Source organism: Stenotrophomonas sp. 22DLJC03, assembly GCF_056861405.1.
In genome coordinates, this window is record NZ_JBSPUG010000009.1 from 21,923 (window position 1) to 39,236 (window position 17,314).

At 68.2% G+C, this 17,314-nt stretch carries 14 protein-coding genes; 8 read left to right on the forward strand and 6 right to left on the reverse strand.

Features of this window, described 5'->3' with window-relative positions:
- Window positions 1–92 precede the first annotated feature (92 nt).
- Window positions 93–491 carry a hypothetical protein gene (locus AC13GA_RS19865; RefSeq protein ID WP_046988844.1) on the forward strand — a complete coding sequence of 133 codons (399 nt, stop codon included), beginning with the start codon at window positions 93–95 and terminating at the stop codon, window positions 489–491.
- A gap of 106 nt (window positions 492–597) precedes the next feature.
- Here AC13GA_RS19865 and recD read toward each other — a convergent pair whose 3' ends face one another.
- The 3 genes from recD to recC are packed head-to-tail and all read right to left on the reverse strand — an operon-like array spanning window position 598 to window position 9,496.
- Complete coding sequence (recD, locus tag AC13GA_RS19870; RefSeq protein ID WP_136639517.1) at window positions 598–2,478, reverse strand: exodeoxyribonuclease V subunit alpha; 1,881 nt, start codon at window positions 2,476–2,478, stop codon at window positions 598–600.
- On the reverse strand, window positions 2,475–6,155 hold the full coding sequence (recB, locus tag AC13GA_RS19875) for an exodeoxyribonuclease V subunit beta (RefSeq protein ID WP_482998808.1): 3,681 nt from the start codon (window positions 6,153–6,155) through the stop codon (window positions 2,475–2,477). Before recB ends, recD begins: the two co-directional genes overlap by 4 nt.
- Complete coding sequence (gene recC, locus AC13GA_RS19880) at window positions 6,152–9,496, reverse strand: exodeoxyribonuclease V subunit gamma (protein ID WP_482998809.1); 3,345 nt, start codon at window positions 9,494–9,496, stop codon at window positions 6,152–6,154. Before recC ends, recB begins: the two co-directional genes overlap by 4 nt.
- 193 nt (window positions 9,497–9,689) lie before the next feature.
- On the opposite strand from recC, the gene AC13GA_RS19885 reads away from it, so the two are divergent.
- The 6 genes from AC13GA_RS19885 to AC13GA_RS19910 are packed head-to-tail and all read left to right on the forward strand — an operon-like array spanning window position 9,690 to window position 13,783.
- A complete protein-coding gene (locus tag AC13GA_RS19885; protein WP_046983848.1) occupies window positions 9,690–10,478 on the forward strand; it encodes an ABC transporter ATP-binding protein in 789 nt (262 codons plus the stop codon).
- Entirely contained in the window at window positions 10,478–11,227 is a 750-nt protein-coding gene (locus AC13GA_RS19890) for an MlaE family lipid ABC transporter permease subunit (RefSeq protein ID WP_046983822.1), read from the forward strand. Before AC13GA_RS19885 ends, AC13GA_RS19890 begins: the two co-directional genes overlap by 1 nt.
- Window positions 11,228–11,286: 59 nt before the next feature.
- Window positions 11,287–11,811, forward strand: coding sequence for an outer membrane lipid asymmetry maintenance protein MlaD (gene mlaD / locus AC13GA_RS19895; protein WP_010487482.1), 525 nt, complete (start codon window positions 11,287–11,289; stop codon window positions 11,809–11,811).
- The gene (locus tag AC13GA_RS19900; RefSeq protein ID WP_046983823.1) at window positions 11,808–12,470 is read left to right on the forward strand and encodes an MlaC/ttg2D family ABC transporter substrate-binding protein; all 663 of its coding nucleotides are present in this window, start codon (window positions 11,808–11,810) and stop codon (window positions 12,468–12,470) included. The genes mlaD and AC13GA_RS19900 overlap by 4 nt, the downstream gene beginning before the upstream one ends.
- Window positions 12,460–12,771 carry an STAS domain-containing protein gene (locus AC13GA_RS19905; RefSeq protein WP_012512544.1) on the forward strand — a complete coding sequence of 104 codons (312 nt, stop codon included), beginning with the start codon at window positions 12,460–12,462 and terminating at the stop codon, window positions 12,769–12,771. Before AC13GA_RS19900 ends, AC13GA_RS19905 begins: the two co-directional genes overlap by 11 nt.
- A gap of 1 nt (window position 12,772) precedes the next feature.
- Complete coding sequence (locus tag AC13GA_RS19910; RefSeq protein ID WP_337302991.1) at window positions 12,773–13,783, forward strand: MlaA family lipoprotein; 1,011 nt, start codon at window positions 12,773–12,775, stop codon at window positions 13,781–13,783.
- A gap of 100 nt (window positions 13,784–13,883) precedes the next feature.
- Here AC13GA_RS19910 and AC13GA_RS19915 read toward each other — a convergent pair whose 3' ends face one another.
- The 3 genes from AC13GA_RS19915 to AC13GA_RS19925 all read right to left on the reverse strand — a co-directional run bounded on the left by AC13GA_RS19915 (window position 13,884) and on the right by AC13GA_RS19925 (window position 16,593).
- Window positions 13,884–14,429, reverse strand: coding sequence for a glutathione peroxidase (locus AC13GA_RS19915; RefSeq protein ID WP_046983825.1), 546 nt, complete (start codon window positions 14,427–14,429; stop codon window positions 13,884–13,886).
- A gap of 137 nt (window positions 14,430–14,566) precedes the next feature.
- Entirely contained in the window at window positions 14,567–14,965 is a 399-nt protein-coding gene (locus tag AC13GA_RS19920) for a hypothetical protein (RefSeq protein ID WP_482998810.1), read from the reverse strand.
- A 71-nt stretch (window positions 14,966–15,036) separates the two neighbouring features.
- The gene (locus AC13GA_RS19925) at window positions 15,037–16,593 is read right to left on the reverse strand and encodes a DNA recombination protein RmuC (RefSeq protein WP_046983827.1); all 1,557 of its coding nucleotides are present in this window, start codon (window positions 16,591–16,593) and stop codon (window positions 15,037–15,039) included.
- A gap of 45 nt (window positions 16,594–16,638) precedes the next feature.
- Between AC13GA_RS19925 and AC13GA_RS19930 the strand changes: the two genes are divergently transcribed.
- Window positions 16,639–17,244, forward strand: coding sequence for a glutathione S-transferase family protein (locus AC13GA_RS19930; protein WP_482998811.1), 606 nt, complete (start codon window positions 16,639–16,641; stop codon window positions 17,242–17,244).
- Window positions 17,245–17,314 lie beyond the last annotated feature (70 nt).

Here is a 17,314-nt window from a genome sequence, read left to right on the forward strand (position 1 = left end):
CGATACCCTGTGCGACCACAGACTCCGCGCAGGGGTCAGAGCCCTCTCCTGCAGAGAGGGATCCGACCCTGCCGCTGCAACAGGACGGTTCAATGAGTTACGACATGATGGTGTTCGAGGCCAGTGCCGCCCCACGCGAGGCCGCGGCCTTCATCGCTTGGTTCGAGAAGCAGACGCAGTGGAACGAGCGCCACGAGTACGACGACCCAGTGGTCAGCAGTCCCGCGTTGCAGGCGTGGTTCGCGGAGATGGCGCAGGAGTTCCCGCCAATGAACGGGCCGTTGAGCAATGACGACGATGATCGTGCCGAGGTGACCGAGTACAGCATCGGTAGTCAGGTGATCTACGGTGCATTCGCCTATTCGGTGGCCGAGCGCGCGCATGGCCGCGTGCAGGACCTGGCCGAGAAGCACGGCGTGGGGTTCTTCGATGTCAGTGCGGACGAAGCGGCGATCGTGTTCCCCGATGGGCTGGTACTGATCGCGGAATGACGCAGGGTCGGCCCCCTCCCGGAGGGAGGGCTCTGACCCGGAGCACGCGTGCCTCGGCGACGAGGGTCAGAGCCCGTTCCCATTGGGAACGGGATCCGACCCCGATTCAGAACAATGTGCCCTGCACCGTAGGCTGTTCAGTACGCGCCGATTTTTCGACCACCGCTTCCGCACCCAGTCGCCAGGCCAGGCCACCCAACCGGCTGGCGTGGCGCTTCAGCGCGGCCTGCAGCACGTCGGCACTGCCGGCCACATGCAGGACCTGACGGGCGCGGGTCAGGCCGGTGTAGACCAGTTCGCGCGACAGCACGCGGCTGTCCTGGCGCGGCAGCTGCAACCACACTTCGTCGAACTCCGAGCCCTGCGCCTTGTGCACGGTCATCGCGAAGGCGCTTTCGTGCGCGGGCAGTGCGGCCGGGTGGAAGGCGCGCGGCTGATCGACGCTGTCGCCGGGGAACCAGGCCACCATCGCGCCGCTGCCATCACGCAGGCAGATGCCGATATCGCCGTTGAACAGGCGATGCCGGTAGCTGTTCTCGGTGACCAGCAGCAGGCGGCCCTGGAAGTAGCCGGGGGTGTTGCCGGCCAGCAGCTGTTCGATACGGCTGTTGAGCCCGCGCGCGCCCTGCGGGCCTTCGCGCAAGGCGGTCAGCACGCGCAGGCGACCCGCCTGCTGCAGGGCCCGTACCGGATCGGCGGTGTCGGCCAGCGCGCGCCAATGGCCCAGCAGGTGCTCACGCTGGCCACGCAGCGGATCGGCTTCGCCTTCGTGGAAATGCACGCCGGCCAGTTCACCACTGCGCAGCAGCTGCAGCGCGGTGCTGCTGTCGCCCTCGCGCACGGCATGTGCCAGCGGTGCCAGGTCCAGCGCATCGCTCTGCCGGTAACCGCGCTGCAGCTGCACGCGGCGGCCGGCGAAGGCGCGTGGCGAGGCCTGCGGCTGCAAGGTGGCCGGCGCCAGCAGGCCGTGCAACGCCTGCGCGTCGTCGGCACGGGTGCCGATGCCGTCGCCGCTGGCACGCAGGATCGCGCTGAGCACGTCGCCGGCTTCGACCGACGGCAGCTGGTCGGGATCGCCGAGCAGGATCAGCCGGGTGCCGCTGTCGATCGCATCGACCAGCTTGGCCATCATCGGCAGATCGATCATCGAGGCTTCGTCGACCACGACCACGTCCACCGGCAGCGGGTTATCGGCGTGATGGCGGAAGCGCGGTGAATCGGGAATCACGCCGAGCAGGCGATGCAGGGTGGTGCCGGTACTGGGCAGCGCCGTGCACAACGCCGGGTCCAGTCCTTGTTCCTGCAGCCTTTGCACGGCCACGCGCAGGCTCTCGGCCATGCGCTCGGCGGCGCGCCCGGTAGGCGCAGCCAGCGCCACCTCGGGAAGCGGCTGGCCGGCCTGCCGGGCCTGCGCGGCCAGCAGCAGCAACAGGCGCGCGATGGTGGTGGTTTTGCCGGTGCCGGGGCCGCCGGTGACCAGCGCCAGCGGATGGCGCAGGGTCACGCCGGCGGCGCGTGCCTGGTGATCCTCGCCGCCCAGTGCCTGTGGGAACAGCTGCGCGAACAACGGCGCCAACGCTGCCATGTCCGGCGCCGGCAGCGGATGCCGGCCGATGCGCTGCAGCCCAGCCGCCAGCTGACGCTCGTACTCACGGTAGCGGCGCAGGTAGAGCAACCCGTTTTCCAGCACCAGCGGTGCATCCTCGGCGATGGCGTCGGCCTGCTCCGGCGTCGCGATCCAGGGCGATGCGCGCAACTGTGCCAGCCAGTCCTGCGCGGCAGGCCACTCGGGAACGCCTTCCAGCAACCGCTGCGGATGTGCCGGATCGAACGCTGCGTGTCCCTGCGATACCGCCAAAGAAGCCAGGGCGGCCGCCAGTGCCACACTCTCGGGCGTGTCGTCGCGCAGCCGCTGCAGGCTGGTCGCCAATGCATGGTCGAGGGTGCGTAGCAAGCCTTTCTTGTGCAGCTCCTTCAACAGGCTCATGCGCCGGCTCCACGGGCACGCGCGGCCAGTTCGGCCTGGGCCTGTTCGCCACCGGCGAACAACGCATCCAGGGCATCCACCAGCGCCAACGGGAAGCGGTCCACATGCACACCGTTGCCGGCGGCATCCAGGCCGCGGCAGAACAGATAGCGGATGCCGCCCATGTCGCGCTCGTAGTCGTAGGCCGCACCCAGGCGGAAACGCAGCCAGCGATGCAGGGCCACGGTGTAGATCAGCGCCTGCAGGTCGTACTCGCTGTGGCGCATGGCAATGGCCAGCAGGTCCGGGCTGTAACCAGGCAGGCGGTTGGACTTGTAGTCGAGCACGTACCAGCGCCCGTCGCGCACATAGGTCAGGTCGATCATGCCGGTCATCAGCCCTTCCAACCGGCGGCGCTGGCCGAAGCCGCGTCGCGTGCTGGAAACACCGTGCGCATGCAGCACCTGCAGCAGCGCCGGCACCGTCGTCGGTTCGATGGCGAAATGGAAGTCGATTTCCGCGCGGCGCTCGCCTTCGCCCAGACTGTGCAGCGCGCCGCCTTCGGGCAGCGGTACGGTCAGCGTGTGGCCGACCAGCGGCACCAGCACCGCCACGCCATCGTCCAGATCGGCATCGGCATAGCCCTCATCGTGCAGCGCCTTGCGCAGCACCTCGGCCTGGCCTTCTGGCGCTTGTTGGCCGGGCTGCCAATCGCCCCAGGCAGCGAAATCGACGTTCTCCATGGCTTCGTGCAGCACGTTGCCGAAACGACTGCCCATGAAGCGCGGGTCGATCGGTGTGCTGTCCTCGGCCGCCGCCGCGGCTTCCGGCAACGCCGGTTCCAGTGGCAGTTCCGGGCCAGCGGGTTCGTCAGCAGCGGGCGCCGGCAGCTCGGTCGCGGCGGCTTCGATATCACTGCCCGCGCCGGCATCGGCATGGGCGAGCTGGGTGAAGCTGTACACCCACCAATCGTGCGGTACGCGCCGGGTCAGGGCACGCACCGCCGGAAGGTCACCTTCCACTTCGGCCGCCAGCGGTGGCAGCGAGGACGGTGCCTCACTGTCATCGATGTACACATCGGCGTGCGAGCGCAGCGCCTGCAGGTCACCCAGCAGCGGCGCCAGACGCGTCTTGCCGAGCCCCGCCAGATCGCCCACTGCGATCCACAGCGCATGCTCGGCACGGGTCAGTCCCACATACAGCAGGCGCGCATCCTCGGCACGCTGCTCACGCTCGCGCTGGGCACTCGCCGCTTCCCAGGCCTCGTCCCTGTCCAGCTTCCAGTGCAGCTGGCGCTGGCCGCCCACATGCACCGTGCAGTGCGAGGCAGTGTTCGGTGCGCCACCGTCGATGCCGACAAACGGCAGGAACACCAGCGGATACTCCAAGCCCTTGCTCTTGTGCAGGGTTATGATCTGCACGCGGCGCGCGTCCGATTCCAAGCGCAGCAGCTGTTGCTCGTCATCCTGGTCGGCGCTGGCCATCTGCCCCTGCAGCCAGTCCAGCAGGCCGTGCATGCCCAGCGCCTGCGCCGAGGCTTCCTGCAGCAGTTCACCCAGTTGCAGGTAATTGGTCAGACGGCGCTCGCCGTCGATCAGCGCCAGCAGGCGTTCGCCCTGTGCGGCGCAGACATCGGCAATCACCGCGAACGGCCCGCCGCGTTGCCAGCGCTCGCGCCAATGCAGCAGCCGCGCCTGGAACTCGCGTTGCAGGTCGCCCTCGCGTTCCATCGCGGCGATCGCACTTGCCCGCTGGCCAAGCAGCACGGTGGCCAGCACCGCACGCAGGCGGCCTTCGTCGGCGGGTTGCAGCAGTGCCAGCAGCAGCGCACGAAGATCGCGCGCTTCAGTGGTGGCGAACAGGCTCTGCTTGCCGGCTGCCACCGCGGGAATGCCGACCGCGGCCAGCGCGCGCTGTACCAGGGTGGCCTCGCGATGCGAGCGCACCAGCACCGCGATGTCACCAGGCTGCACCGGGCGCCCACGCAACACGGCATTGCCGGCCCGCGCAGCGACCAGGGTCTGATGGATCGCGGCCACGCAGGCCTGGGTGGCCGCATCGCGCGAGGCATCGGCACTCATTACCTTGTCACCGCCACTGCGCAGCACGCGCAGGGTCAGCGCCACGGCGGCATCACCGTTGCGCAGATAGTCCGTATCGATACGCACGCCACCGGGCCGCACCGGCTCGAACTGGATGTCGCGTTCGAGGAAGGCGTCCTCACCACCGTTGTCGTACAGCGCCTGCAGCGCACGCAGCACAGCCGGGCGCGAGCGGAAGTTCTGGTCCAGCACAGGCGCCTGCTGCGCCACCTGCCTGGCCTTCAGGTAAGTATGGATATCGCCGCCGCGGAAACCATAGATCGCCTGCTTGGGGTCGCCGATCAGGAACAGCGCCGGTGCCAGGCCGAGCTCGCGTACCTCCGGCGAATCGCCGAACACGGTGTGGAAGATGCCCCACTGGCGGTCGTCGGTGTCCTGGAACTCATCGACCAGCGCGATGCGGTACTGCGCGCGCAGTTGTTTCACCAGTGGCAGCCGTTGCGGGCCTTCCAGCGCCACCGCCACGCCATCGATCAGATCGTCGTAGGTCTGCACCCGGCGCGTGCGCTTCAGCGCCTGCAGCCGCTGCGTGGCTTCGGCGCGAAGCACGTGCAGGAAATTCAATGCAGTGGCACGCAACCAGGCATCGCGTTCGGCCAACAGCGCGACATAGCGCACCAACGGCGCCTGCAATGGCGACGACGGCGTGCGATCGGGGAATTTCTTGTTGGTCTTTTCGGCCAGTACATCCGGCAGCAGTGCTGGCAGGCGTTCGCTGGCCAGAAGTTCGCGCGGGTCGGCACGCTCGGCCCAGGCCAGCAGCTGCCGGCCCAGCGGGTGCAGCCAGCCCAGCTTGTAGGACACCCCGTTGATCCACTTGTTGTCGACGGCATCGCAGAGGTCGATGAAGAACTGCTCGCCATGCTCGCGCACGCTTGCCGACAGTGCTTCCGCCGCGCACTGCAATGCCGGGTGTGGATCGGCCAGCGCCACCGCCTGTGGCAACGGGTGCAGTGGCGGCGCAGCCAGCAGCGCGCGCAGATCGGCGGCCAGCGCATCCGGGTTGGACCACAGCCAGGTCAGCGGCTCCAGCGTGGCCGGGTCGTTGGCATGCACGCGCCACAGGTCAGCGGCCAGCTCCTCCAGCAGTTCACGATCGCTGGCCAGCAGTTCCGGCGGATCAAAGGTATGGCCGCTTTCCAGCGCATGCTCACGCAGCACGCGGGTGCAGAAGCCGTGGATGGTGAAGATCGAAGCCAGGTCGATCTCATCGGCGGCCACCTGCAGGCGTCGCTTCAATGCGGCCGCGCTCTCGGTTCCGACCTGTAGATGGCGCTGCAGTACCTCGCGGGTCAATCGCACGTCCGGTGCTTCACCCTCGGCCGCTTCCAGATCGACCAGGCGCGCGGCCAGCGCCAGGCGCTCGCGGATGCGCTTGCGCAGTTCCTGGGTGGCGGCATCGGTGAAGGTCACTGCCAGGATCTGGCCGATACGCAGGCCCTGCTCCACCACCAGCCGGGTGAACAGCGTGGCCAGGGTGAAGGTCTTGCCGGTGCCGGCGCTGGCTTCGATGAGGCGGATGCCGTCCAGCGGCAGGGCCAGATAGGGATCGCGGTTGAGGGATTCGATGCCGTCTTCGGCGATGGCGGTGTTCATGCGCCGCCCTCCTGGCGTGCTTCGGCGCCGAGGGTGCGGCCTTCGCGCACCGCGCTGAAGACCACTTGGCTGTTGCGCAGCAGGTCGGCATAGCTGGCATCGGTGGCGAACGGGTCGGCGCCACGCAGCAGCAGCTGCCAGGCGTCGCTGCTGGCTTCACCCCAGCTGCGGTCGCTGCCGTGCCACTGCTTCCAGCCTTCGCTGCGCTGTTTTTCTGCCGGCGCGTTGTACAGCACCCAGCCGGTATACGGGGCAAAGCGCAGCGGTTCACGCAGGCCACGCTGGCGCAGCTGCAGCAGTGCACGCAGCGCCGCCCGTGCAGCGGGAACGCTCAGTGCCGGCAGCACATGCGGGCCCGGACCGGCATCGCCGCCATCGTGGAACTGCACGAGGGGCAATGCGTCGCCGGCGGCGTTGGCCAGCAGCCAGTCCAGGCCCTGACGGATCACTGCGTTGCCATTGAGCGTGCCGGCGCGCAGGCGTACCAGCCCTTCGGGATGCCGATCGGCCACGCGGCCATGCAGGCGCACGCCATCGATCTCCACCTCATAGCGACGGCTTTCCAGTGGTTCGCCCTGCATCCAGCCCAGCAATGCACTGGCATACGGGCGCGTCTTCAACTGCTCCACCTCGAACTGGCGCTCGCCCAATGGACCCGAGGGCAGCAGGCCGCGTGCGCGCAAGCGCGGGTACAACGGCTCGATATCGCCACTGAGCGCAGCGCGCACCACCGCCGCCTGCACACTGCGCTTTTCCGGGCCACGCGAAGACAGCACCAGCGGTTCCAGGTCATCGACCTCCTCGACCTCGTCAGCCAGGCGCAGGCCCAGCGACTGCGCCAGGAACTGCCCGGCCGGATCGCACAGGAAACGGCGCAGGGTATCGAGCGCGACCTCGTCTTCCACCGCATCGTCGAGCGGCGGTGGCAACGGTGCATCGAACCACGGCTGCAGTCCACCACGCTGGCCGGTGAGGCGACCGGCCGCCGGATGCCACTGGCGGCGATAGCTGAAGCGGCGTGGATCGCCATCACCAAACGCGGCTGGCGAGAACGGCTGCAGTGCGTGGCGCACGGTGAAGTCGCGGACCGCCAGAGGCGGATCGAGGTGATACGCAGCGGCGGCATCGATCAGTTCGCTGACCAGCACCGAGGGCTCGCGCACGCTTCCATCGCGCGGATCGGCGCCGAGATAGCTGAGATAGAACACCTCCTGCGCGGCGGCGAACAGCTGCAGGAACAGGAAGCGGTCGTCCTCGCGCGTGGAGCGGTCGCCCGGACGGCGGCGCGGCGTATCCAGCTCGGCGGTGAGCTGGTTGAGACCGGCAGCCGGGTCACGGCGCGGGAAATCACCGTCATTGAGGCCCAGCACGCAGATCACCCGGAATGGCAGCAGGCGCATCGGCACCATGCGGCCGAAACTGATGCCACCGGTCAGCAGCGGTGCGCGCGTATCGGCCTCGCCCAGCGCACCGGCGAAGTGCGAACGCACCACCTCCGGTGGCACGCCGTCTTCGAAACCGGCCTTGGCGGCATCGTCGGCAAACTGGTTGAGCAGCTTGCGCAGGCGCTCCAGCGCGCGCTGGCTGTTGGGCGAGCTGGGCGCGGTGGGCAACAGTGCATCGAGCAGCGACAGCAGCCGCTGCCGCCACTGCGCCGGGGTCAGCAGCTCGCCGAGGCGACGCTGGTAGATCGCCAGCACGCGCAGCAGGCGCAGCAGCCGGTCCAGCGCTTCCAGCGCACCCCCTTCCAGCTCGATCCACGGCGCCACGCCGGCCAGGTCGGTCTCGCTGCCGGTGGCGTGACCGAGTACCAGGCGGTCCAGCGCGAACTGCCAGGTGTAGGCGTCGTCGGCCGGCGCCTGGTGCTGGTGGCGGTGCTTCGCATCCAGGCCCCAGCGTGCACCGGCCTGCTGCAGCCAGCCATGCAGGCGGTCGAAGTCCACCGCTTCCAGCCCAGCCGCTTCGGCCAGCGGTGCACTGGCCAGCAGGTCCAGCACTTCATTGAGCCCGAATCGCGATACCGGCAGCCCCAGCAGGTGCACGAACACATCGGCAAGTGGTTCACCTGCAAGCGGGCTGCTGTCGGCCAGCGCATAGGGGATGTGCTCCTCCTCGCCACCACGGCCGCCGAACACCGCTTCCAGGTACGGCACGTAGGGATCGATGTCCGGCGCCAGCACCGCGATCTCGCGCGCCTGCAGCGGCGGGTCGAAGCGCGGGTCCTGCAGCAGGCTGCGCAGCTGGTCGTGCAGCACCTGCAGCTCACGCAGGCGGGTGTGGCAGGCGTGCACCTGCAGGCTGGGGTCGTCGCTGCGCAGCCCGTCGCGCAGCTCGCCCGAGGGCAGCGCGCGGCGGTGGAACAGATCGCGCTGCAGGCGATGCAGCAGGCTATCGGACAGGCCGCCCTGGTCCAGGCTCGGGCGTGTGTCCTCCTCCGGATCGGAATAGGCCGCAATCTCGCCGGCCGGGTGCACCACCTCGTAGCTGCCCAGCACCGCCATGAAGTCGCGGCCCGCCGCACCCCAGGCTTCCAGCAGGCGGTTCTCGCCTGCGGCCTCGCCGAACGGGTCCGGCGCGCCGCTGCGCAGGCGCTCGGCCAGGGTCTGCAGATCGCCCCAGTACGACTGCACCGGGGTGGGCATATAGAAGTGCAGCTCGCCGACACGCGCCTGGGTGGCCATCACCCGCAGCACGTCGGGCGAGATGTTGAGCGTCGCAAACGCGGACATGCGCAGCGGCAAGCCCTGCGGCAGCGGCTTACCGGCACCCTCGAAGCGGCCCAGGTATTCCTGGATGCGGCGCGCGCGATAGTCGTGGCCGTGGGTGATGGTGCGCCACAGGATCGCCTGCGGGTCGGCCGGATCGGCACCGGCGGCCCAGCGCAGCAGCCAGTCACGACGCCAGGCCTGGTACTTCTCGAACACCGAGGCCAGCTCGCCGGCCAGCGCCCACGGTTTCAACGCGTCGCCACCGGCAAGATAGGACTGCAGCGCGCGCATCGGGGGCTGCGCCAGCAGTACCGGGTCACGCAGTGCCTGGTACAGCTTCCAGTGCAGGCCGGCCGCGTCCAGGTCGTCCTGCTCGCCGCTGACATTGGCCTTCAGCGCACGGGCCACGAACTCGCCCGGGGTCAGGAATTCAAGATTGGCGGCAACGCCAAACTCAGCCGCCAGTGTCGCTTGCAGCCAACGCCGCATCGCCACCTGCGGGATCAGCACCACTTCCGGTGCCAGCAACGGCTGGCCAGATACCGGCGCACGCACGTTGCGCGCCAGCAGCGCGGCCAGCACGTCCAGGGAGTTGGAATGGTAGAGGCGGAAATCGCTGCCCGGGTCACTCATCGTGCACAGTGTGCAGCACGGCACGCAGTATTCAATGATCCGGGCCATCGCCGGTACGGATTGTTCCGGGACCCCTGTCGATTGTCCCGGCCTGCGCGAGGGCTTGCCGTGCAACAATACTGGACCGTCCAGTCTGCTTATGTTCAGCAGACGGGCCCGATCCTTCGATGTCTAAAAAACGTTAATGGTGCCCATGTCGGCTTCCGCCTCCAGTCTGGTGCAGTTATCCAACGTCCGCATCGACCGGAGCGGGCGCACGATCCTGCGCGACGTGTCGCTGCAGGTGCCCAAGGGCAGCATCACTGCGGTGCTCGGTCCGTCCGGCAGTGGCAAGTCGACCCTGCTGGCGGCGCTGACCGGCGAACTGCGCCCGGTCGCCGGCGAGGTCACCCTGTTCGGCAAGCCGATTCCGCACAACAGCGGCGCGCTGCTGGAAATGCGCAAGAGCGTGGGCGTGCTGCTGCAGGGCAATGGCCTGCTGACCGACCTCACCGTGGCCGAGAACGTGGCGCTGCCGCTGCGCACCCACACCCGCCTGCCCGCTGCGGTACTGCGCCGGCTGGTGCAGATGAAGCTGCATGCGGTGGGCCTGCTGGCCGCCGCCGATGCCTGGCCGCGTGAGCTGTCCGGCGGCATGGCCCGGCGCGTAGCGCTGGCCCGCGCGCTGGCACTGGACCCACCACTGATGATCTACGACGAGCCGCTGACCGGGCTGGACCCGATCGCCTCGGGGGTGATCATGAGCCTGATCCAGCGCCTCAACCACAGCCTGGGCCTGACCAGCATCATCGTCAGCCACCACGTGCACGAGACGCTGCCGATCTGCGACCAGGTGATCGCGATCGCCAATGGCGGCGTCGTGTTCCAGGGGTCTCCCGAAGCGCTGCAGTCCAGCCAGGACCCGCTGCTGCGGCAGTTCCTGCATGGCCAGCCCGATGGCCCCATTCCGTTCGATGCCGCGCCGCGCGCGAGGGTCGCCTGATGCCGTTCGTCCAAGCCACCCGCTCGCTGGGCCGTGCCGGCCTGTTCTCGCTGACCGTGCTGCGTGGTTCGCTGCCGACCCGTGATTTCCTGGGCGAGCTGACCCGCGAGATCTACAAGATCGGTGCGCGCTCGCTGCCGATCATCGCCGTCGGTGGTGCCTTCGTCGGCCTGGTGCTGACCCTGCAGGGCTACCGCACGCTGACCACCTTCGGTGCGGCCGACGCACTATCGACCCTGCTCGGCCTGTCGCTGTACCGCGAACTGGCACCGGTGCTGACCGCGTTGCTGTTCATCGGCCGCGCCGGCAGCTCGATCGCCGCCGAACTGGGCCTGATGCGTGCCACCGACCAGATCAAGGCACTGGAGCTGATGGCCATCGATCCAGTGGCCAAGGCCGTGGCGCCGCGCTTCTGGGCGGCGGTGCTGACCGTGCCGCTGCTGACCGGCGTGTTCTGTTCGCTGGCGATCAGCGCCAGCTACTTTGAAGCAGTACACGTGCTGGGCCTGGACAATGGCGTGTTCTGGTCGGCGCTGCGCAACAGCGTGGACTTCTGGGACGACTTCGGCGTGGCGATGCTGAAGTCGGCGATCTTCGGCGGCACCGCGGCACTGGTCGCGTCCTACGTCGGCTTCCATGCCGAACCGACCATCGAAGGCACCTCTGTCGCCACTACCCGTGCGGTGGTCAACGCCTCGCTGCTGGTGCTGATGTTCAACTTCGTGCTGTCGGCAATGTTGTTCACCTAACCCCTCCACCGGCGGTGCGCATCGGCGCGCAGCCACAACGACTCGATCAGGTAATCCACATGGCCATCCGCGGTCCCAGACTCGAATTCTCCGTCGGCGCCTTCCTGCTGCTGGCCCTGGCCTCGCTGATGGTGCTGGCCGTGGCCTCGACCAACCAGCGCTGGAGCTGGGGCAGCGAAGGCTACGACCTGAAGGCACGCTTCTCCCAGGTTGGGCAGCTGCGCAAGCAGGCGCCGGTGAAGATCGGCGGCGTCACCGTCGGCCAGGTCGCTTCGATCGACCTGGACCCGGTGAAGTTCGAATCGATCGTGACCCTGCGCATGGACAGCAAGGTCAAGGACCTGCCGGCGGACACCTCGGCCGGCATCTTCACCAGCGGTTTGCTGGGCGAGAGCTATATCGGTCTGCAGCCGGGCGGTGATCCGGACGTGCTCAAGGCCGGCGACGAGATCGTCTTCACCCAGCCCGCCGTGGACCTGATCCAGCTGGTCGGCAAGTACATGTTCAGTGGCGGCGCCGGTGGCGGCGCTGCTCAGAAGCCCAACGATGGCGCGCAGGCGCCTGCAACGGAACCGCAACCATGAAGATGAAACTGATCCCGGCCCTGCTCGCCTCGGCGCTGCTGGCAGCCACTCCGTTCCTCGCCCAGGCGCAGGCCGCCGCTCCCGCCGCAGCCGCGGCGCAGGGGCAGGCGGGCAAGGTGGTGATCGATGCCAGCAGCCGCATCCTGAGCACCCTGCAGCAGCGCAAGAGCGAATTCACCAGCAACCCGGCCAGCCTGCGCAGCTACATCGACAGCGAGCTGACCCGCACCTTCGACCGCGACTATGCCGCGCGCCTGGTGCTGGGCCCGCACGCCCGCGGTGCTTCCGATGCTGACATCAAGCTGTTCGCCGATGCGATGGCTGACAGCCTGATGCAGCGCTACGGTTCGACCCTGCTGAACATCCAGGGCAAGCCGAGCTTCCGCCTGAAGGGTGAAAGCCCGCTGCCGGGCAATCGTGGCGTGCGCGTGAGCACCGAACTGGTGCGCGCCGGCAACGAGCCGACCCCGGTCGAGTACTGGATGCGCAACGTGAACGGCCAGTGGAAGATCTTCGACGTCAACATCGAAGGCATCTCCTACGTGCAGACCTTCCGCAACCAGTTTGACACCCCGCTGCGCCAGAAGGGCATCAAGCAGGTGGCCACCGAACTGCACAGCGGCAGCATGCAGGCCGGGCCCGCGGGCAATGGCAAGTAACGCGCTGGCGCTGCTGGAAGGCGACACCCTGCGCCTGCGCGGGGTGCTCGACCGTGCCGCGGTGATCGCACTGTGGCCGCAACTTCAGGCACTGCCGGCGAAACTGGCACGGCTGGAGCTGGGCGAGGTCGAGCGCGTGGACAGCGCCGGCCTGGCCCTGCTGGCTGAGCTGGCCGCGCGTGCACGCACGAGCGGCCATCCGCTGGCGATCTCCGGCGCGCCGGCCGGCTACAACGAATTGAGCGCGGCCTACCGGCTGTCGCCCGACCTGGATTTCAACGCTACTTCTGCTGCGAGCTGACATGAACGTCGTACGCACTCTCCCCCTGATCGTCCTGGCCACCGCCCTCACCGCCTGCGCCGGCAAACCCGCGCGCAGCGATGCACCGGTGGCCAGCACCGTGGTCCCGGCCAGCACCACCGCCGAGGCCCCTGCCGTCGATACCGCAGCGGCCGAAGCCGGCTCGGCCGCACCCGTCGCAAGCCCGCCGGCTGCGGCCAGTCTGCCTCAGGCAGCGGCCGCGTCCAGCGCCGACACCGACGCTGCGAAGGCTGCAGCCGCCACCGCACCGGGCGGTGACGACGACTTCGATGCCCTCTACGGTGGTGCCGGCAACACCGGCAGTGCAGCGGCCTACGACCCGTGGGAACCGTTCAACCGCAAGGTGCACAAGTTCAACAACGCGGTTGACCGCGGCATCGCCCGCCCGCTGGCCACCGCCTATACCCACGTGGTGCCGCGCTTCGCGCGTACCGGTGTCAGCAATTTCTTCAGCAACCTGCGTGCGCCGGTGACCATCACCAACCAGCTGCTGCAGGGCCGCGGTGGCGATGCCTGGGACAGCCTGGGCCGCTTCCTGATGAACAGCACGCTGGGTATCGGTGGCCTGTTCGATCCGGCCAGCAAGGCGATGGTGCCGCGTCGCAATGAAGACTTCGGGCAGACCCTGGGTGCCTGGGGCTGGCGTCGTTCGCGCTACGTGGAACTGCCGTTCTTCGGCCCGCGCACCGTGCGCGATGTGTTCGGCCTGGCCGGTGACATTCCGCTGTCGCCGATCCGCCGCATCGAAGAGGACAAGCTGCGCATCGGCCTGCAGGGCCTGCAGCTGGTCGATACCCGCGCCCAGCTGCTGGCGATCGACGACCTTCGCGACACCGCCGTGGACGAGTACTCTCTGGTCCGCGACGCGTGGATGCAGCGCCGCAACTACCAGATCGAGAACGATCTGCGCAGCAAGCGCGACCGTGGTCACGACGACGCCAATTCGCCGATCCCGGTCGATGCGATGCCGATGCCGCAGTGGACGCATTGAGTCCTTCCATCGACGCATGAAAAACCCCGCCTCGGCGGGGTTTTTCTTTTCCAGCGAGATTCTTTTCCGGTAGGTGCCAACCTTGGTTGGCACGCTTTCCTCAGGCGGCCAGCGCTGCCTCGATGGCCTCGCGCACGCGCGCATCGTCAGCGGCCACGTCCGGGGCAAAGCGGGCGATGACCTTGCCGTCGCGGCCGATCAGGAACTTCTCGAAGTTCCACAGCACCGCCGGTGCCGGATGGATCGGGATCTCCTTGCTGGCCAGGCGCTCACGCAGCGGGCCTTCGCCGATCGACTGCGGCTGTGCGGCGGTCAGCTGCTGGTACAGCGGGTGGGTGTCGTCACCGGCCACGCTGATCTTGGAGAACATCGGGAAGCTGACGTCGTAGGTGAGCTGGCAGAACTGCTGGATTTCCGCCTCGCTGCCCGGCTCCTGGCCGAGAAAGTTGTTGGCGGGGAAGCCCAGCACTTCCAGGCCCTGCGCGTGCTTTTCCGCATACAGCGCCTGCAGGCCTTCGTACTGCGGGGTCAGGCCACACTTGGAGGCGACGTTGACCAGCAGCAGCACCTTGCCCTGGTAGTCGGCAAGCGAGGACGGCTGGCCGTCAATGGTGGTGAGGGAAATGTCCTGGATCGGGGTGCTCACGCGGGGGCTCCGGCAACAGCGGGGAATGGCCCACCAGCATAGCGCCGCGCGATGCCGGTAGTGCCGGCCGCTGGCCGGCAATCGTGCGACCGTTCGCAAGGGTTCATGCGGTTGCCGGCCTGCGACCGGCGCTACGATCAATCCACGCAGATCGTGCCCAGCGCCTTTCCATCCTCGATGCGCTGGCGGCAACCGAAGTTCTGGCTGGCATCGCGCTGGCATGTACCGGTGGCGGCACTGCCGGCGGCCACTTCGCCCGTGGCCAGGCACTGGCCGGTGCAGTCGCTCTTGCGGCTGCAGGCCTTGCCGGCATCAGCATGGGGAATCACGCATTGCTCGCGCTGCAGCCGGCCGAGCCGCTGCAGGGTGCCACCCGCTGCCTGGCAGTCGACGTCACGCGCTTCGCGGTACGCCTCGGCTGCTTCAGGGCTGGTGGCTGCGGCAGGTGTCCCCGCCGTATCGGCAGCCGGTGGTGCGCTGCTGCAGGCGGCAAGCAACGCGGTCAGGACGAGGCTGGTACAGAGGCACAGGCGCATGGCGGTACCTGATCGAGACGGACAGGCCGCCAGCATACGCATCGACGATGCAGGCGGCGTATCCGCGTGACTCAGGCCTCGTCGGTGTCGCCGTCGCTGCCTTCGTCCTCGCCCGCCGCATCACTCTCGGCCAGATCGCCCAGCAGCGACTGCGCCTGTTCGGATGCCAGCGACTCCACGCCACGCAGGCGCCGTTCGATCGTACGCGTCTTGCGGCTGGCCTCGCCGATGCTGCGACCAACCGTGGTGATCTGCTTCTCGGCCTTTTCCAGGATGCCGGCGAACTTGCCGAACTCGCTCTTCACCGCGCCCAGCAGGCTCCACACCTCGCTGGAACGCTGCTCGATGGCCAGCGTGCGGAAGCCCATCTGCAGGCTGTTGAGCAGGGCGGTGACCGTGGTTGGCCCGGCCACCACCACGCGGTGCTCGCGCTGAAGCAGATCAACCAGGCCCGGGCGCCGGATCACTTCGGCATACAGGCCTTCGGTGGGCAGGAACATCACCGCGAAGTCGGTGGTGTGCGGCGGCGCGATGTATTTGTCGCAGATCGACTTCGCCTGCACGCGTACCGCGCGCTCCAGCTGGATGCCTTGCAGGCGCACACCCTCGGCGTCGCCCTGCTCCTGCGCGTCCAGCAACCGCTCGTAGTCCTCACGCGGGAACTTGGAGTCGATCGGCAACCACACCGGCGTGTCGTCGCCGCTGCGACCCGGCAGGCGCACCGCGATATCAACCATCTCGCCGCTGTCCGGGCGCACCTTCACCGCACGCGCGTACTGCTCCTGGGTCAGCGTCTGCTCGAGAATGTTCTCCAACTGCACTTCGCCCCAGCTGCCGCGGTTTTTGACGTTGGTCAGCACGCGCTTGAGGTCGCCGACGCCGGTGGCCAGCTGCTGCATCTCGCCGAGGCCGCGCTGCACCTGCTCCAGGCGTTCGGAGACCAGCTTGAAGGAATTGCCCAGGCGGGTTTCCAACGTCGACTGCAGCTTCTCATCCACGGTGTGGCGCATCTGCTCCAGCTTCTGCGCATTGTCGTTCTGCAGCGCGCGCAGCTGTTCTTCGAGGGTCGTACGCATCTCGGCGATGCGCTGTTCGTTGCGCTGGGTCAGTTCCTGCAGGCGCAGGCCCAGGCTTTCAGTCAGGCGCTGCTGCGACTGCGCACCTTCCTCGCGCCCCTTGCGCGCATCGTCCACCAGGGTCTGGCGCAGCGCGCCGAGCTGGGTATCGGTGCGCCCGGTGAGTTCCTGCAGCTGCTGGCCAAAGGCATGGATGCGGGCCTCCTGCTGCTGGCCGAACACTTCCAGCTGCGCGCGCAGTTCCTGCAGGCGCTGTCCCATCAACGCCGCGCCCCGCTGTTGGCTCTCGGCCGCTTCGGCACGCGCCTTGCGCGCGTCTTCGCCCAGCGCTTCGCGCAGCAGGTCCAGGCGCTGGTCGGTGCGGGTGGACAGATCGGTCAGCGCGCGGGCGAAGCCATCGAGCTGTTCACGCAGTTCACTGCGCCCGGAGCGCGCTTCCTCACGCACCGCCTGTTCCAGGCGATCGTGCGGCGGGCGGCGCAGCAGGGCGACCAGCTGCAGGATGAGCACGGCCAATAGAAGGGCGCCAATAAGCAGATATTCGGTTTGCATGGGGCAAGTGTAGGCTGGCCGAGTCTCAACTGCTGCGTCAGGACCATGCTCACCCTGTACGGAAAGACGACCTCGATCAACGTCCGCAAGGTACTGTGGCTGGGCGCCGTGCTGGATCTCCCGCTCCACCACGAACCGACGCCATCGTCGGCGCTGCTGGCCACGCTGAACCCGAACCGGCAGGTCCCGGTGCTGCGCGATGGCGACTTCGTGCTGTGGGAATCCAACAGCATCTGCCGCTACCTGGCCACGCGCGGCGGACGCGAGGACCTGCTGCCCGCCGCGGCGCAGGCCCGTGCACGGGTGGAGCAATGGATGGACTGGCAGGCCAGCGACCTCAACAGTGCCTGGCGACTGGTGTTCATGGCGCGCGTGCGCCAGCATCCGGACTATCCGGATGACGCCCGCGCCGAGGCCAGCCTGGTGCAGTGGAACCGGCTGATGGCAGTGCTTGATGCACAGCTGGGCGCTACCGACGGCTACGTGGCAGGCAACACCTTTACTCTCGCTGACATCGTGCTCGGGCTGTCGACCCAACGCTGGCGCAGCACGCCTGGCAACAAGCCCGTGCTGCCACACCTCGCGGCGTGGTTCGAACGCCTGCGCCAGCAGCCGGGTTTCGCCGCCCACGTCGACAACGGTGTGGCCTGAGCAGTGGCTTCCGCAGCTGTTGGTAGGTGTCGACCTTGGTCGACACGGCTGATCCACGCCATGCGTGGAT

What these genes read in the sequence shown, in the direction of transcription:
- recB (WP_482998808.1), bottom strand. Translation starts at nt 6,155, where the DNA reads ATGAACACCGCCATCGCCGAAGACGGCATCGAATCCCTCAACCGCGAT.
- AC13GA_RS19900 (WP_046983823.1), top strand. Translation starts at nt 11,808, where the DNA reads ATGAAGATGAAACTGATCCCGGCCCTGCTCGCCTCGGCGCTGCTGGCA.
- recC (WP_482998809.1), bottom strand. Translation starts at nt 9,496, where the DNA reads ATGAGTGACCCGGGCAGCGATTTCCGCCTCTACCATTCCAACTCCCTG.
- AC13GA_RS19910 (WP_337302991.1), top strand. Translation starts at nt 12,773, where the DNA reads ATGAACGTCGTACGCACTCTCCCCCTGATCGTCCTGGCCACCGCCCTC.
- AC13GA_RS19885 (WP_046983848.1), top strand. Translation starts at nt 9,690, where the DNA reads ATGTCGGCTTCCGCCTCCAGTCTGGTGCAGTTATCCAACGTCCGCATC.
- AC13GA_RS19905 (WP_012512544.1), top strand. Translation starts at nt 12,460, where the DNA reads ATGGCAAGTAACGCGCTGGCGCTGCTGGAAGGCGACACCCTGCGCCTG.
- AC13GA_RS19920 (WP_482998810.1), bottom strand. Translation starts at nt 14,965, where the DNA reads ATGCGCCTGTGCCTCTGTACCAGCCTCGTCCTGACCGCGTTGCTTGCC.
- AC13GA_RS19930 (WP_482998811.1), top strand. Translation starts at nt 16,639, where the DNA reads ATGCTCACCCTGTACGGAAAGACGACCTCGATCAACGTCCGCAAGGTA.
- mlaD (WP_010487482.1), top strand. Translation starts at nt 11,287, where the DNA reads ATGGCCATCCGCGGTCCCAGACTCGAATTCTCCGTCGGCGCCTTCCTG.
- AC13GA_RS19925 (WP_046983827.1), bottom strand. Translation starts at nt 16,593, where the DNA reads ATGCAAACCGAATATCTGCTTATTGGCGCCCTTCTATTGGCCGTGCTC.
- AC13GA_RS19890 (WP_046983822.1), top strand. Translation starts at nt 10,478, where the DNA reads ATGCCGTTCGTCCAAGCCACCCGCTCGCTGGGCCGTGCCGGCCTGTTC.
- recD (WP_136639517.1), bottom strand. Translation starts at nt 2,478, where the DNA reads ATGAGCCTGTTGAAGGAGCTGCACAAGAAAGGCTTGCTACGCACCCTC.
- AC13GA_RS19865 (WP_046988844.1), top strand. Translation starts at nt 93, where the DNA reads ATGAGTTACGACATGATGGTGTTCGAGGCCAGTGCCGCCCCACGCGAG.